15 protein-coding genes and 2 pseudogenes are annotated in these 14,233 nt (G+C 57.1%); 8 read left to right on the top strand and 9 right to left on the bottom strand.

Features of this window, described 5'->3' with window-relative positions; translation table 11 throughout:
- Positions 1-111: 111 nt before the first annotated feature.
- The 6 genes and pseudogenes from BQ17_RS13190 to BQ17_RS13175 form a co-directional block, all read left to right on the top strand.
- Positions 112-342, top strand: a pseudogene (locus tag BQ17_RS13190) (GDP-mannose 4,6-dehydratase); the annotation flags it as partial.
- Positions 343-495: 153 nt separating this feature from the next.
- Positions 496-1,080: a peptide-methionine (R)-S-oxide reductase MsrB gene (msrB, locus tag BQ17_RS13185; protein ID WP_369406474.1), complete on the top strand. Its 585-nt coding sequence runs from the start codon at positions 496-498 to the stop codon at positions 1,078-1,080.
- A gap of 83 nt (positions 1,081-1,163) precedes the next feature.
- A pseudogene (locus BQ17_RS24220) lies at positions 1,164-1,517 on the top strand (gamma-butyrobetaine hydroxylase family protein); the annotation flags it as partial.
- Positions 1,491-1,811: a MoaD/ThiS family protein gene (locus BQ17_RS24215; RefSeq protein ID WP_369406475.1), complete on the top strand. Its 321-nt coding sequence runs from the start codon at positions 1,491-1,493 to the stop codon at positions 1,809-1,811. The pseudogene BQ17_RS24220 and the gene BQ17_RS24215, both read left to right, overlap by 27 nt.
- 119 nt (positions 1,812-1,930) lie before the next feature.
- Entirely contained in the window at positions 1,931-2,083 is a 153-nt protein-coding gene (locus BQ17_RS21895; protein ID WP_176722419.1) for a hypothetical protein, read from the top strand.
- A gap of 147 nt (positions 2,084-2,230) precedes the next feature.
- The gene (locus BQ17_RS13175) at positions 2,231-3,655 is read left to right on the top strand and encodes an ATP-binding protein (RefSeq protein ID WP_089727798.1); all 1,425 of its coding nucleotides are present in this window, start codon (positions 2,231-2,233) and stop codon (positions 3,653-3,655) included.
- 698 nt (positions 3,656-4,353) lie between these two features.
- On the opposite strand, the gene rnc is transcribed toward BQ17_RS13175, so the two are convergent.
- The 3 genes from rnc to BQ17_RS13155 all read right to left on the bottom strand — a co-directional run bounded on the left by rnc (position 4,354) and on the right by BQ17_RS13155 (position 6,680).
- Positions 4,354-5,040, bottom strand: a complete 687-nt coding sequence (gene rnc / locus BQ17_RS13165) for a ribonuclease III (protein ID WP_089727794.1) — start codon at positions 5,038-5,040, stop codon at positions 4,354-4,356.
- 146 nt (positions 5,041-5,186) lie between these two features.
- Complete coding sequence (gene lepB, locus BQ17_RS13160; protein WP_089727792.1) at positions 5,187-6,050, bottom strand: signal peptidase I; 864 nt, start codon at positions 6,048-6,050, stop codon at positions 5,187-5,189.
- Between the two features lie 36 nt (positions 6,051-6,086).
- Positions 6,087-6,680, bottom strand: coding sequence for a hypothetical protein (locus BQ17_RS13155; protein WP_089727790.1), 594 nt, complete (start codon positions 6,678-6,680; stop codon positions 6,087-6,089).
- Between the two features lie 539 nt (positions 6,681-7,219).
- Here BQ17_RS13155 and ccmA point away from each other — a divergent pair.
- Together ccmA and ccmB are read left to right on the top strand one after the other, a co-directional pair.
- Positions 7,220-7,861 (top strand): cytochrome c biogenesis heme-transporting ATPase CcmA, encoded by a 642-nt coding sequence (ccmA, locus tag BQ17_RS13150; protein WP_089727788.1) that lies wholly within the window; start codon positions 7,220-7,222, stop codon positions 7,859-7,861.
- A gap of 365 nt (positions 7,862-8,226) precedes the next feature.
- Positions 8,227-8,898 (top strand): heme exporter protein CcmB, encoded by a 672-nt coding sequence (gene ccmB, locus BQ17_RS13145; protein ID WP_089727787.1) that lies wholly within the window; start codon positions 8,227-8,229, stop codon positions 8,896-8,898.
- 573 nt (positions 8,899-9,471) lie between these two features.
- Here the strand turns inward: ccmB and BQ17_RS13135 are convergent.
- The 6 genes from BQ17_RS13135 to BQ17_RS20775 form a co-directional block, all read right to left on the bottom strand.
- Positions 9,472-9,912 (bottom strand): type II toxin-antitoxin system VapC family toxin, encoded by a 441-nt coding sequence (locus BQ17_RS13135; RefSeq protein WP_089727784.1) that lies wholly within the window; start codon positions 9,910-9,912, stop codon positions 9,472-9,474.
- Positions 9,903-10,190 (bottom strand): hypothetical protein, encoded by a 288-nt coding sequence (locus BQ17_RS13130; RefSeq protein WP_089727780.1) that lies wholly within the window; start codon positions 10,188-10,190, stop codon positions 9,903-9,905. Before BQ17_RS13130 ends, BQ17_RS13135 begins: the two co-directional genes overlap by 10 nt.
- Positions 10,191-10,220: 30 nt before the next feature.
- On the bottom strand, positions 10,221-11,120 hold the full coding sequence (locus BQ17_RS13125; RefSeq protein WP_089727778.1) for a hypothetical protein: 900 nt from the start codon (positions 11,118-11,120) through the stop codon (positions 10,221-10,223).
- A 347-nt stretch (positions 11,121-11,467) separates the two neighbouring features.
- The gene (locus tag BQ17_RS13120; RefSeq protein WP_089727776.1) at positions 11,468-12,412 is read right to left on the bottom strand and encodes an ankyrin repeat domain-containing protein; all 945 of its coding nucleotides are present in this window, start codon (positions 12,410-12,412) and stop codon (positions 11,468-11,470) included.
- 37 nt (positions 12,413-12,449) lie between these two features.
- Positions 12,450-13,019: a NapC/NirT family cytochrome c gene (locus BQ17_RS13115; RefSeq protein WP_089727774.1), complete on the bottom strand. Its 570-nt coding sequence runs from the start codon at positions 13,017-13,019 to the stop codon at positions 12,450-12,452.
- A gap of 144 nt (positions 13,020-13,163) precedes the next feature.
- Complete coding sequence (locus BQ17_RS20775; protein WP_141699266.1) at positions 13,164-14,123, bottom strand: glycoside hydrolase family protein; 960 nt, start codon at positions 14,121-14,123, stop codon at positions 13,164-13,166.
- Positions 14,124-14,233: the final 110 nt, after the last annotated feature.

Genomic DNA, 14,233 nt, shown 5'->3' with positions numbered 1-14,233 from the left:
ACTCCGCGGCGCGGAGCTTCCGCGTTCCCACGCAGCGCGTGGGAACGAGAGAATCAGCTGGATAGTAGGGTCCGCTGTGCGGACCTTCTAAATGTCAACACCCCCTGGCAGGATCCCATGCAAACCACCAAGACAAGCGGGCACAGTGCGATTAACATGCCCGGTCTGGCGAAGCGGTTACGGGCGCGGATCTTCCAGGCCAGCACCAGCGAGCTCTATGATGATCCAAGCATACACCCGTAGACTGAGGATTACTGGAGCAAGGTGAATCCGGTCGGGGCGAGGAGCCGCTACAATGAAAGCAAACGCTATGCCGAGACCTTGTTCTGCGATTACCATCGCTAGCACGGGCTCGACAGCTTCGACTATGCCTATGGGAAGGGTGTCGCAAAAGCCCCTCTCCCGCCGGGAGAGGGGTTGGGGAGAGGGGTTGGGGAGAGGGGAGCAAAGGACGAAGATCAGTGCCTTTTGCGACACCCGCTATGGAGGAGAACCATGAGCCTACATACCCTATTCGTCTCGACCCTGCCGCTGGTCGGCATAGGAATGCTATGGTCCCTGGGGTCAGGTCCGAAGGCCCAGGCGATTGCCACCGAACAGGGCCGACAGGTCGATGAGAGACCCGCCGAGAACGAGCCTTGGCAACGGCCCGCCAAGGAGGAGGTCAAGCGTCGGCTCACGCCGCTGCAGTACACTGTGACCCAGGAGGCAGGCACCGAGCCGCCCTTCCGTAACCCATACTGGGACAACCAGCAGGATGGTATCTATGTGGACATCGTCTCCGGCGAACCCCTGTTCAGCTCGCGGGAGAAATTCGAGTCCGGTACCGGCTGGCCCAGCTTTCATTCGCCCCTGAATTCGGACTTGATCGTCGAGCGGGAAGATCGCAAGCTGGGAATGATGCGCACGGAGGTCCGTTCCCGCCACGGGGATTCCCACTTGGGACATGTCTTCGACGATGGCCCCACGCCGACCGGCCTGCGTTACTGTATCAATTCGGCCGCCCTGCGCTTTATCCCCGTCGCGGACCTGGAGCAGGAGGGCTACGGTGACTATCTCGTCCTGTTCGAGGACGAATAGCATTCGATCCCAAACCTTGAGGATGCAGCCGCCACGACACCGTACCCCAAACCCATAGACGAACCAACCAAACGCAACCCCTAATGACCGACCAATCCGCAAGACACCGCCCGACGGATATCGGCCTCCACCACAAATCCCGGCTCCTGTCCATCGTCTTCGATGACGGCGTGGCCTTCGAGCTACCCTACGAGTATCTCCGGGTCTTCTCCAAGGCAGCCGAGGTGCGGACCCTGGGCCAACCGGTAACTGGCAAGGAAGCGGTGGATATCGAGCAGATCGAGCCCCAGGGGCAATATGGGGTCCGGATCCTCTTCGACGACGGTCATGACACCGGCATCTATTCCTGGGACACCCTCTACGCCTTGGGGGTGGACCGCGAACGAAACTGGGCGGCCTATCTAAAGGCGCTGGAGCAGATCGGATACCAGCGGCAGGAACCGCAGCAGGAAGAAAAGCGGATCAAGCTCCTTTACTTCAACTGGTTGGCCCAAAAGCTGCGCAAAGAGACCGAGGAGCTCGTGGCTCCGCCGAGCGTGGTGGACCTAGACACCCTTCTGGTCTGGCTCGGCCGCCGCAAGCCGGGGGCGGCCCCCCTATTCGACCGAGAACGGGTCCGAGTTACCCTGAACAAACAGTTCGCCGAGGGCTTCTCCCGACTCCATGACGGGGACGAGGTAGGCATCATACCCACCTCGCCAACCGCTCCGGCTACCCCGGATCTGGTGTAAAGATCATCGGCCCGGTTACGATGAGTATTAGGCCCTTTGATCTCGCTCGAGCTGCTCAATAGGTTCTTGGAGAAACAAATTTAATCATGTTTCCCCGCTAACACCACGTTAGGTAGCCAATGCCCGTCGCCAAGAGCGCCAACGACACGGCGGGTGAGTACCTCACCCCGCGGAACCTGGTCAGACTGACCACCACCCTGGTCTTCCCCGCCGATCAGGAGGTTCTGAAAGGCGCCAGGCCGCTGCTCTCTAAGCGCCATGAATCGGCGTAGCTTTGTGGCAGAATCCTTATTCAACTTACTTAACAAATTGATTTATTTAGAAAAAAGAGAGGTAAGAAAAATAGCGTCAGTCAATTGATGTTATTTTATATGCTTACCGCTAAACTGGGGCATGGTGGGTGCAAGGACGGGTAATCCATGCTGAATATATCGCAAACAGAGGTCGAATCACGGCTGAGCTTCGATAATCCCTGGTGGAACGGTGAACAGGCAACGCCATATACCGATCTGCCGCCCCGCGACTATCTTCCCTCTTTCTACAATCTGCTAACGGATCTGAGTGTAAAGCGGGCCGTGATCCTGCTCGGACCCCGCCGGGTAGGGAAAACGGTGATGGTTCACCACGCCATCGAACGGCTGTTGAAAGCAGGGGTAGAGCCGAGTCAGGTGATGTACCTGGCGCTCGACACGCCGGTTTATACCGGCTTTTCGCTGGAATGGCTTACCAGCTTGATGGCCGAGATGAACAGACTGGAACCCGGCACCACCCGTTATATCTTCTTCGACGAAATCCAATACCTGAAGGAGTGGGAGCGCCATCTCAAATCGTTGGTTGATTCTTACCCCAACTATCGATTCATCGCCACCGGTTCCGCCGCTGCCGCACTACGGCTGAAGAGCCAGGAGTCGGGGGCAGGCCGCTTTACCGATTTCATGCTACCTCCGCTCACTTTCGGTGAATATATCCACTTCATCGGCAAAGAGGGATTGGTTGAGGCAGATCCCGACTCCGAAAGGGGCTTCCGTGCGGTCTCCGGGGAAGCGATGGATGAGCTCAACCGGGAGTTCATCAACTATCTCAACTTCGGCGGTTACCCTGAGGCGGTCTTCAGTGAACGGGTACAGGAAGATCCGTCACGCTTCATCAAGAGCGACGTCATCGACAAGGTGCTGCTGCGCGATCTGCCCAGCCTCTACGGTATCAGCGATATCCAGGAGCTCAATAGCCTGTTTGCCACCCTGGCCTACAATACCGCCCAGGAGGTGGAGATCGGCAAGCTCTCGCAGAACTCCGGTGTGGTTGCCAACACGCTGGCCCGTTACCTCGAATACCTGGAAGCCGCATTCCTGATCAAACGTATCCGCCGGGTGGATGAGTCGGCAAAGCAGTTCAAACGCGCACGGGGATTCAAGGTCTATCTCACCAACCCCTCCATTCGGGTCGCCCTCTATGGCCCGGTCAGCGCCGACCACGAGGCCGTAGGCGCCCTGGCCGAAACCGCCATCTACGCCCAATGGATACACGCCACCGCCTTTATCGAGCGTCTCTATTTCGCCCGCTGGAAGAAGGGACTGGAGGTGGACCTGGTGGGCCTCGATCCGGGGCAACGCAAGGCCGACTGGGTGGTGGAGGTGAAGTGGAGCGACCGTTTCTTCGAGCGCCCTGCGGATCTCAAAGGGGTATTGGCCTTTGCCGCCGCCAATCGGCTAAGCCACCCGCCGCTCATCACCACTCGGACACGGCAAGGTAGCAAGCGCATCGACGGCATCGAACTCCAGTTCGTACCCACCAGCCTGCATTGCTACTCCATTGGCCGCAATGTACTGCGGCGGATGCATTGAGCCGCGTAGGGCGGATAAGCTTGCGCCATCCGCCGGACGCCAGTCCCCTTCGGCGGGTGGCGCAAAAATGGTGGCATCAGCTGCTTGTCTGCGAAGTTTAAACCACAGAGAACACAGAGACAGCTGGTCATTGGGTGGGTAAGCCGTCTGAAAGACGGCGGTCCCAGCGTCCCCGGAACCGCCGACACTTTGCGGCCCCTGGGACCGCCGACATTCTGTCGGCCTCTGGGATCGCCGACATTTTCTCGTTCCCACGCGCTGCGTGGGAACCTGGTTGCTCCGTGCCGCGGAGAGAATATGGATTCCGGACTGCTTTGGAGTGCGCCGGCAAAGCGGCGCGGCTGCATCGAACCTCAGCTACGGGGGATACCAATGGCATTGGCCGGGAATCCGGGCCCCTTCGGTTCCACCCGCGCCGCGGCGACGGCGCTTTCCCCTGGCCGCAACACCTTTGTTGGGGACGGATGCGTGGTCCAATCCAAAGCGGCGGCAGGATCGTGCCACTTGGCCGATCCCCGGCTTATGCCTCGCGCTGTCGGTTCCGGTAAGCAGCGGGGGGAAGTGGCCGCCGCACTCCAAAACGTCCGGTGGAACCCTGCTATGATCGTTGGCAGTCTGGAATCCATAAAGAGCCTTTCCCTATATTAGTCAGCGCAGCTTTCTCCTGGCCCCACCGGGTACAGAATTTAGACAGCCTCTCAGCCGTCGGCCCCAGTCGCAAACAGATCGAGCATCCGTTCCGCTGCCTGCTGCTCGGCACGCCGCCGGCTGGTGCCTTCTCCCTGCGTCTTTTCAGCGCCATCGGCCAGGGTACAACGCACTTTGAAACACTGGATGTGATCGCTGCCGGTGATTTGCAGCACTTGGTACTCGGGCAGGGGTCGCTTGAGCGCCTGCAACAACTCCTGGAGACGGCTCTTCGGATCCTTCGAGGTACCTGCGACCTGTACGCGAGCGAGGGGCGTTGCGAACACCGAGAGAATCACCTCGCGTGCCGTCGCGAAGCCTGCATCCAGATAGACCGCGGCAAAGATCGCCTCGAGGGTATCGGCGAGGATCGACTCCCGGGCATGACCACCGGAGCGCAGCTCCCCTGCCCCCAACCGCAGGTAAGCACCGAGGTCCAGGCCACGCGCCAGCGCCGCGAGCGATTCCCGTTTGACCAGGGAGGCCCGCAACCGGCTCAACCTGCCCTCATCCGCATCCGGAAAGCGCTCCCACAGGGCCTCGGCGATCACAAATCCGAGCAGGGCATCGCCCAGAAACTCCAACCGCTCGTTGTTCTCTCCGGAGGCACTGCGATGGGTCAAGGCCCGCATGAGCAATCCGTGCTCGCGGAATTCATAACCGAGCCCAGGTGCCAGCTGCTCGGGGTCCTCTCTCACGAGTACACCTAGATACAAAATCCGGAAACGATATTCATTGACGCCTTCAACGTGACCACGGCAAAGCCTTTAGCGGCGTTAGGTACAAACGACGAATCACGCGAATCTGCGCGAATGGGATTGTTTGCGCCCACAGGAATAATGAATTACTCGATGAGATTGCCGAGACGGCCCCAATCCACCGGAAACCCGTCGCGTTGGGTGTCCCAATTCATCCAGATCGCAATGGCCTTGCCCACCAGGTTCTCTTCCGGAACGAAGCCCCAGCAGCGGCTATCGTTGCTGTTGTCCCGATTGTCGCCCATCACGAAGTAGCTGCCCTTCGGTACCTTGAGTCGCCTCCCGACCGCCAGCTCGGAGTACGGAGTGCACTTATAATCCGGCACGCTCGGATCGACCAGGATCCGGTGCTCGCGGCCGGTGAGGTCTTCGAGACGCAGATCCGTATCGGTCATGTTTGCCCCCGAGCCGACGCCCAGGTAGACTCCGGCGGGCGTTTGGGAAGCAGGCTCGCCGTTTACATACAGGGTCTTATCGCGATATCGAATCTCATCCCCAGGCACGCCGACGATGCGCTTGATGTAGTCGACAGAGGGCTCTTGGGGAAAGCGGAAGACCGCCACGTCCCCCCGCTCGGGATCACCGATTTGCAAGAACTTGCGGTTCAGAACCGGCCACCGCAGCCCATAGGCAAACTTGTTCACCAGGATGAAATCACCCACCAGCAGGGTCGGCATCATCGAGCCCGACGGGATGCGAAACGGCTCGACCAGGAAGGAACGCAGCAACAACACGATGAGGAGTACCGGAAAGAAGGAGCGCGCATACTCGACGATGACCGGCTCTTTGTAACCGGTCGCCGGCACATCGGCCTCGGCAGGTGCGGCACCACCCGTATCCGGCACCAACGCCCGCTTGCGTCGCGGCGCGAACAGCACCGCATCCGCAAGCCAGATACCTCCGGTGACCAGACAGGCCAGCACCAAAAAAGTGGGGAAATCGAAGTTCATAGCCTTGGCCTCCGTGGCTTAAACGACTCCGCAAACTCATTGAACCTTGGGCAGGGCCAGAAACTCTTTCACGGGTGGCTCCCAACTGAATCGTGCATCATAATCCCGACAATCGGATATCGATTCCGATGCATTTTCAAGGTAGATTTGTTTCGCCTCAGACGATGGATAAATCAAGTATTCGGAACACCTTGCACTCTGTCCCGTACCGATGACCAGTTTGGCACCCGCTTTCAGATTGCAGTGCGTCAGCTTGTCTAATGGCGACCACTCATAACAGATCGCATAATCGGAACGATACTTTCTGACCTTCCCGTCCGGGCGATCGAATGCCCACCATGCACCCAAGCGACTCTTTGGGTCCGTGCTGTTCCAGGCCCGATAGAGTGTAATCTCAACGTCCTCCTTGCTTTTGTAGACCTTACCCTGACATAACCCGCCCTGCTTCGGCGCACCGAGCGCAGCACTCAGCAGTGCCTTATCCTCAACGGGTTCAAACGAAGCAAGGAGCTTGGCCGGCAATTCCGGATTACCGGGGCATTCGCCTGGCGGTTGCTCGACCAACAGATCAGTCATCGTCGTACAACCACACAGAGAGATGAGGGGAAGGGTGATGAGAAGATGTTTCATGATGATTCTCCTTTATTCAACTAGGTCTCAGCGCACGATATAGTGATCGCACCAGGTCACCGTTCAGGGGTCATCTCCTACGATCGGGAATCTGCAAGGGCTGCCCCTACGGGTGCCGGCAAAATGCCGGCGCTCCAAACGTTCAGCCGCAAACGGACGCGAATAAACGCAAATCAGAATGAATATAATTAATCATTTGCGTCCATTTACGTTGATTCGCGGCAAAAATAGATACGAAGTCGGTTATCAGCGATGGTGCAGGACCCATCCTCGGTTCCGCGCCCGCGTCGAGTGCGACCTCGATCATACTATACAGATTAGGATGTTGCAGTCACAGGTCGCAGACAGCGATTAGGGAGCGGTTGTGGAATAGCGTCGCAAAGGCTATCTTGCCGGACTGTAACCCGCGTATCTCACCGGGGCTCCGATGCTCGGATGGCCGTCTCCCGATCCGCTTGGCCCCTGACCGAAACGTTAGGCACCGGAATGTTAGGTACCGGAACGTTAGGCACCAATTACTCATCAATCCGTCTCGATTCATGCTCAAGGTTGTCGATCTGGCGTGCAGGCGTGGAGACCGCCGGTTGTTCTCCGGCGTGAGCTTCGCGCTGGAACCCGGGACCCTGCTGCACGTGCGCGGACGCAACGGCAGCGGCAAGACGACGCTGCTGCGTGCCTTGTGCGGCCTGCTCGTACCGGAGGCCGGGGAAATCCGCTGGCAGGGGAAGGACAGCCGCCACCTGGGTGAGGACTACCACGCGGACCTGCTCTATTGCGGACACCTGAACGGCATCAAGGGCGACCTGACCGGGATCGAGAACCTGCGCGTGGCAGCAATCCTGGACGGCAATCCGGTGGACGAGGGGCGGCTCTGGTCCGCGCTGGAGCAAATGGGCCTGGCGGGCTACGAGGACCTGCCCGCCATGGCGCTCTCCCAGGGCCAAAAGCGGCGAGTCGCCCTGGCCCGGCTACTGGTAAGTAAGGCGCCGCTGTGGATCCTGGATGAGCCCTTTATCACCCTGGATACCGATGCGGTGGACCTGCTGCTGCGGCTGATCGCGGGACATGTAGCCGACGGCGGTATAGTGATCCTAACCACACATCAGGAGGTTCCGCTCACCTCGGGCCAGGTGCAGCAACTAGACCTCGGGGACGAACCTTTGGATAGGTGCTCACTCTGATGGTCCGCGCTACCTCGATCAGGACCTGCGGGCTACTTGATGCGGCTGCCTGCCTGTGCGTCCCTGCATGCAGACAGGCACTCACCACACCCTACGCGCCGTGGCCGCCCTGAAGAGAGCACTACGAAGCGCGCGAATCAACGCGAATCGATCCGCGAGGTTCCGCGCGATTCGTCGTTTTTCTCTCGTTGGGGTCCGCTCCTTACCTCGACCGATGGGTTCTTTGCGTCTTTTGCGCCTTTGCGGTTCAAACGCTTCCGTGGCCAAAAGCTACATCGCTGGAAGCCGGCGACTGGAAGCTGGAAGCAACTTGTTGGCGGTTTTAGGGCTTTTAGGGCTAACGGCAGGACCCGATTGGTAGTGGCATGTGGCGGGTGTTCTTCTGCATCTTGGGGCGCGACCTCCGGCTCGCCCTGCGTCGGCGCACGGATCTGCTGACGACCCTGTTCTTCTTCGTGATCGTCGTGAGCCTGTTTCCCCTGGGTGTGGGCGCCGAGTGGCAGACCCTGCGCATCCTGGGACCGGGCGTGGTCTGGGTAGCGGCCCTGTTGGCCTCCATGCTGGCCCTGGAACGACTGTTTGCGGCGGACCATGAGGACGGCACCCTGGAGCAGCTGATGCTGACACCCCAGCCCCTGCCGATCTTGGTGCTGGCTAAGGTGGCGGCCCATTGGTTGCTGACCGGGCTGCCGCTGGTCATGGTCGCGCCCCTGATTGCGCTGCAGTACCACCTGCCGGAGGCGTCCCGCATCACGATGATGCTGTCCCTGCTGGTGGGGACGCCGATCCTCAGCCTGATCGGCGCCATCGGCGCGGCCCTGACCTTGGGACTGCGCGGCGGCGGGATCCTACTGTCGCTACTGATCCTGCCCCTGTATATCCCGGTGCTGGTGTACGGTGCCGGAGCGGTGACGGTGAGCGCCATCGATGGCGCGGACGCCCTGCCCTATTTCTCGCTGCTCGGGGCCCTGCTGCTGCTGGCGCTGATCTTCTCACCCTTGGCCGCAGCGGCGGCGTTACGGATCTCGTTGGAGTAGTCCGGCCTGCATGTCTCACCGAGGCGGTTGGCGGCACTTCAGCCTGCGTAGGATGCGGCGAGTGCTTGCCCACCGCCCCAGGAGGGTGTTGCAAAAGCCCCTCTCCCGCCGGGAGAGGGGTTGGGGAGAGGGGATCAAAGGGCGAAGATCAGTGCCTTTTGCGACATCCTCCCCAGGGACGGGGCGGGCAGGCAGCGAACCGCATCTTCTCTCGTTCCCACGCGCTGCGTGGGAACGAGAAAAACAACCCGATTAAACGCGTGTATGTGGATCAGCCGGAGCATTGGCGTTATTCCAGTGCGCGGAATTATTTGGGCCTGGAGGGTTTGGTTCCCGTGTATACGGAATGGTGGACACAGGCCTGATTCTCTCCGCGGCGCGGAGTTCCACATTCCCACGCAGCGCGTGGGAACGAGAAAACCAAGCTGTAAGAGAAAACTACGAATCGCACGAATCCTCACGAATGGATTCGCGCAGATTCGCATGATTCGTAGTTTTCTCTTTCGCATTCCGACCCACCACGACAAGCGGCCAACAGCTAACTTAATGGCATTATACTCCAACCTACGTGAGCTATTGATAATCTGATAACAATATTTTTTCTAACTCCTTTGTCGTTCTCATCTTCTTATCATTAGTCAACATCATTTCGCACTTGCTTTCAAGCGCAGTTGCTACGTGTATAGCGTCTGGTATTTTCATGGCGGTAGTCCCTGCCAGGAACGCCGCTTGTACAAAGATGTCTCGACTTGGTGCAACAGGATCAAAGACACCACTTTCTTCAAGGAAAGAACGATAGATGGTTATTCCTTCCGCCGATTCAATCTTGAAAGGCTGAATAAGTGATTCGCAGAGAGTTAGCTCACTTGTTACGGCCTCACAGTCATTTATTGAAAGCAGATCTTGAAGCTCATTAATAACAGATTGGGAATCGATGAACCCTTCGACCAAATAGATTACGATGTTGGTATCGAAATATACCCGCCTACTGCTTAGTCGTTCTGTCAATCCCATGTATCACGTTCCTTACGGATAAAATCATCTACTTCTTGGGCTGTTTTAAAGATACCTGGAGCAGCACCTATCCACTTTGACAAATCCCGTCTTTTTTCTGATGTTTTTGGGTAATCTTGCTTTGATCGTTCCAAATCCGCAGTTTTAAGTTCGTTCGCATCCAACTCCTCAAGGGCTTCAAGGATCTTGGCTTTTGCTTCCTGTTCAGAGTGAACATTGCCCATTTCCACCTGTTCCTTAATGAAGCTCCGAAGAGGACTCGCTAGTGTTGTTGTCATATATTTTTCCTTCAATAAAGATGGAATGTTTCAAGCTCCTTCTTTATAGCTCCGTCTACACACCATATGCTTTTCTTCGGCTGCACATGAATAGGGTATGACATCGTTATCCACGAAGATCCCGCCTGTGTGTAAGGCGACTACTCGAACCGATTTGAATACTGCCCCATAATCGATTTCAATCGAGTCGGGTACTGAGCCCTCCCACGCCTGTTCACATTGCTTTTTACCGCGTCTGCATTCGTAGCCGAGACTACTCTCGTCACGGAGGCGTAGCCTGATTCCCGCTATATCTTTTGTCTCATCAAGAGACCAATCAAAGGTAATCGTTACAAGGAACAAATCTCTGGGCATACGTTGATCACCGAGGCCTGCTAACAAACCTCCGAGCGAACCTACGAGCGTACGTTGATCACCGAGACCTGCTTTCTGCCTTAGCTCAGCAAGTTCGGTATCTTTCAAGTCTAAAGAAGCTTGCAGAGTCTCTACCTCGGCTTCGAGCTTTTGCGTATCGGCGTCACCCTTGCTAATGAGGGCTTGTAGTTCCTTTTCTTTTCTCTCTAACTCTTGTTTGGCTTTAGACAGTTCTTCTTGGCTGCCTGCAAGCTTATCAAGGCGTTCCACTTCTTTAGTGGCCCACGCTTTAGCATCTGGGTCATCCAAAGTGGCTGCAAGATATCGTAGCGCAAAAACACGTTCAGTTCCCTGCCGAGCGAGTATGTTATTCACTATCTCGAATTCTTGATCTTGTTTTGACTCGGTATTTTTAAGCTTAAGGGCTCTAGTATTCTCTTTGGCGATCTCAATGTCCTGCTGCTTTGCCAGATAGTTCCCAATAATCTCAGGTACCGTGAGAAAGACACTAATTAGTCCTACGATTGCTGTGATCCAAGCCGGTTTTTTCCATATCGCTTCATCGGATGCGTTCATTTTTCGGCTGTCTCTAAGTCTTGGGTGGGTAAGAGATCAGAATTGTTCGTATCAAAAGGAAGGAATTTCTTGTTTCGATCTCCTTTTTGACCCCCTCTCCCTAGATCCCTCGCCCGCTCGGGACAGGCTCCCTCTCCCGGTGAAGGTGTCACAAAAGCCCCTCTCCCGCCGGGAGAGGGGTTGGGAAGAGGGGGTCAAAGGGCGAAGGTCGGTGCCTTTTGCGACACCCCCGGTGGGAGAGGGGCCTTTGGGGCCAGTGAAAATATTCGTGTGCATTCGTGGTTCCCGTTCCCGGCTTTTGGGCGCATCCATACCAGCGGGCCACCCACCATTCGAATACCCGGCTCTCAGTACCCCGCCAGCAGGGTAACGGCTTGGTCGTTGTCTTTGTGTTTTGCGATGTCCGTAGCGGTACGGCCTTGATTGTCTTTCAGGGCCGGGTCCGCCTTGTATGCCATCAGGATTTCGATGAGTGCGTTGTGATCGGTCGTGACGGCCTCCATCAGGGCGGTGATTCCGTCCGTGTCCTGCTGGTTCGGGTCAGCGCCGTCGGCAAGGAGTTGTTCGGCGACCTTCGCATGGCCTTGGCCAGCGGCCCAAATAAGGGCGGTGGCGCCGAGCTTATCTTTTGCATCGACGTCGGCGCCATGGCGGATGAGGGATGCGACGACTTCGCGCTGGCCTGCTCCGGCGGCGATGGTCAGCGCCGTGGCGCCCTCCTTGTCCTTGGCCTCCCGGTCGGCGTGGACGGCGAGCAGCTGCTCGACGACCTTGGGGCGCCCCTTTTCCGCGGCATGCATCATTGCCGTCCGTCCCTCTTTGTCCCTTGTCTCAGGATCCGCCCCCCGATGCAGGAGTTGGTCGACGATGTTCGTAAAACCGTAGCGAGCGGCGATGGTCAGGGCGTCCCAGCCCGCGCGGGTGCGGTCATGCAGATTGGCGCCACGCTCGATCAGGAGGGCGGTGATGCCGCTGTGGCCGTTCTCGGCGGCGAAGGTCAGCGCCGTGCAGTTGGCAACCGTGCGCGCGTTGACGTCGGCGCCCCGGGCCAGGAGCAGGACAACCGTTTCCAAGTTGTCGTTCTCGACCGCCATCATGAGGGCGGTCTTATTGAACTTGTTGGCTGCATTCACGTCGGCACCGGCATCCAAGAGTTTCTCGACGGCTTCGTCATCGCCGATGGCGGCAGCCAGCCGCAGCTCCTTGTCCAAGTCGGCGTCCTGCGACCAGGCCAGGGAGCCGATCAGGAGGGTGAGCAGGTATAAAACGAGGGAGATGGGTTTGGCTCTCATAGGGCAACGCCTCGTGCGGTCGGCTCGGGGAGAGGGGTCATGTGGCGTCCGAGTCCGGTGCATCCCCGATCGTCTCGGGTGCGTCCGGTTCCTCGTGGGCAACGCCCTTGTGGCAATCGATACAGGTCTGTCCCTTGTCTTCGGCATTTCCGTGCTTGCTGCGCGCGCTGCGATCCTGCTCCGTGAGGTCCATGCTCCGGAAGTCGTGACAGGAACGGCACTCCCGGGAGTCCGTTACCTTCATCTTGGCCCAGACCCGGCTCGCCATCTCCCAACGGCGGGCCTCGTACTTCTCCGGGGTGTCGATGGTCCCCATGAGCTCGTGATAGACGTCTTTGGCCGCGATGAGCTTGGCGAGCAGTTTGGGGAAGAAGGGTTCCGGGACATGGCAGCTGGCACAGGTGGCCCCGACGCCCGAGGCGTTCTTGTAGTGGGCGCTCTCCTGAAGCTCTCTGAAAGGGATCTGCATGGTGTGGCAGCTGGTGCAGAATTCCTCTTGGTTGGTGAAGGCGAGGCCGCTATTGAACAGGCCGGCGAAGACGCTGCCAGCCAGGAACACGATGCCGAGGATGACGAAGGTTCGCTTACGGGAAGGGCCCTTGGACATGACCGTGTGTCCTCCGCTGCCGGTGTTTGCCGTCGGGAGTGATTCAAACCGAAAAGCCATCAATCCGCACTCCAAAACGTCCGATCGCGTCCTGCCATGATCGTTAGCAGTCCAGAATCCATAACGAGCCGAATTTTCGAGCAGTCAACGAGCAGGAATCGCACGTGCTTCTTTGACATGGATGTTTCCTTCTTCCCAAACGACTCTATAGTTATCCGTAACACATACTGTGAAGTGTTCAGGAAACCAGCCTGTCAGGATGGATTCATCGGCGTCTTCGATTCTGGGTGTAATCAAGTAGATTCCATATAGACCTGTCTGCGCACTATTTTTCACGGTAGGACAATTTAAATCTAACCTATAAGGACCGGTGACCTGGTCCGATGAAAGAATATATATGGTCGATTCCGTGATTGAATGTCCCATGGATTGGCAGCACCTCGCGAAGTCTTGGTTTACGTGGAACGGCCAGCATGAAAACAACATATAGTATTTGTTGTTACGATAGACTATTTGAATTCTTTCGATTTCTCCGAGCGCTTGCTGGTTTTTTCCATCAAGTTTGACTGTCATGTCCACGGCAGGAGGCAGAAGTTCGTAGGGTCCCATGATATTCTCTGCAACTGCTACAGCCACCGTCGGCGGAACTCCCCATCGTTTTGCACCCGCACAAATGAAGAGATAATACCTGCCGGATGGAGGGTCTTGGAAAATGAAAGGATCCCGCCAAGCGAACACCATTTCATTGGTAACGGGATGTGTGCGCTTTGTCCCATACCATGCAGGATCGGGTTCCAAGCGGAACTTCAGCGATTTAGAGAACTCGTAGCCGTTTTTTGAGGTCGTAAGATATAGCCGTTGATCCAGTATTTCCTTAGGAACAATGTCGAATGTATAGGAACCAAAGAAGTAAATTGTTTTATCTACTGCAAGTGCACTGCCTGCGCATAGTCTCTGTTGGTTATTCCAAGGCTGAACAATCGGACCCAAATCTTCCCATGATTCCAAGGTTTTGGAACGGAATCCATGGATATAGTTATCTCGTGAAAAAAATGTGCCTTGTGCAAAGAACGTGCCTTGCGGGCTGTCCCTTTTATGCGCCAATAGATACAGATACCAGGTATTTTGGTAATCTACCTGTCAAGTCCCGCCAGATTATAGACACGTTTTTTGAACAGATTGGGTTGTTTTTGGTACCAGCTTTTCATGGTCTG

The organism is Candidatus Thiosymbion oneisti, from assembly GCF_900092655.1.
Classification (GTDB): Bacteria; Pseudomonadota; Gammaproteobacteria; order Chromatiales; family Chromatiaceae; genus Thiosymbion; species Thiosymbion oneisti.
Note: the sequence above shows the minus strand (reverse complement) of the source record. Positions and strands in the feature narration are given on the sequence as shown.

Bases quoted from the DNA above. Each gene is read 5' to 3' on its own strand.
- msrB (WP_369406474.1), top strand. From the start codon at position 496: ATGAGCCTACATACCCTATTCGTCTCGACCCTGCCGCTGGTCGGCATA.
- BQ17_RS21895 (WP_176722419.1), top strand. From the start codon at position 1,931: ATGCCCGTCGCCAAGAGCGCCAACGACACGGCGGGTGAGTACCTCACC.
- BQ17_RS13175 (WP_089727798.1), top strand. From the start codon at position 2,231: ATGCTGAATATATCGCAAACAGAGGTCGAATCACGGCTGAGCTTCGAT.
- lepB (WP_089727792.1), bottom strand. From the start codon at position 6,050: ATGAACTTCGATTTCCCCACTTTTTTGGTGCTGGCCTGTCTGGTCACC.
- BQ17_RS13155 (WP_089727790.1), bottom strand. From the start codon at position 6,680: ATGAAACATCTTCTCATCACCCTTCCCCTCATCTCTCTGTGTGGTTGT.
- ccmA (WP_089727788.1), top strand. From the start codon at position 7,220: ATGCTCAAGGTTGTCGATCTGGCGTGCAGGCGTGGAGACCGCCGGTTG.
- ccmB (WP_089727787.1), top strand. From the start codon at position 8,227: ATGTGGCGGGTGTTCTTCTGCATCTTGGGGCGCGACCTCCGGCTCGCC.
- BQ17_RS13135 (WP_089727784.1), bottom strand. From the start codon at position 9,912: ATGGGATTGACAGAACGACTAAGCAGTAGGCGGGTATATTTCGATACC.
- BQ17_RS13130 (WP_089727780.1), bottom strand. From the start codon at position 10,190: ATGACAACAACACTAGCGAGTCCTCTTCGGAGCTTCATTAAGGAACAG.
- BQ17_RS13125 (WP_089727778.1), bottom strand. From the start codon at position 11,120: ATGAACGCATCCGATGAAGCGATATGGAAAAAACCGGCTTGGATCACA.
- BQ17_RS13120 (WP_089727776.1), bottom strand. From the start codon at position 12,412: ATGAGAGCCAAACCCATCTCCCTCGTTTTATACCTGCTCACCCTCCTG.
- BQ17_RS13115 (WP_089727774.1), bottom strand. From the start codon at position 13,019: ATGTCCAAGGGCCCTTCCCGTAAGCGAACCTTCGTCATCCTCGGCATC.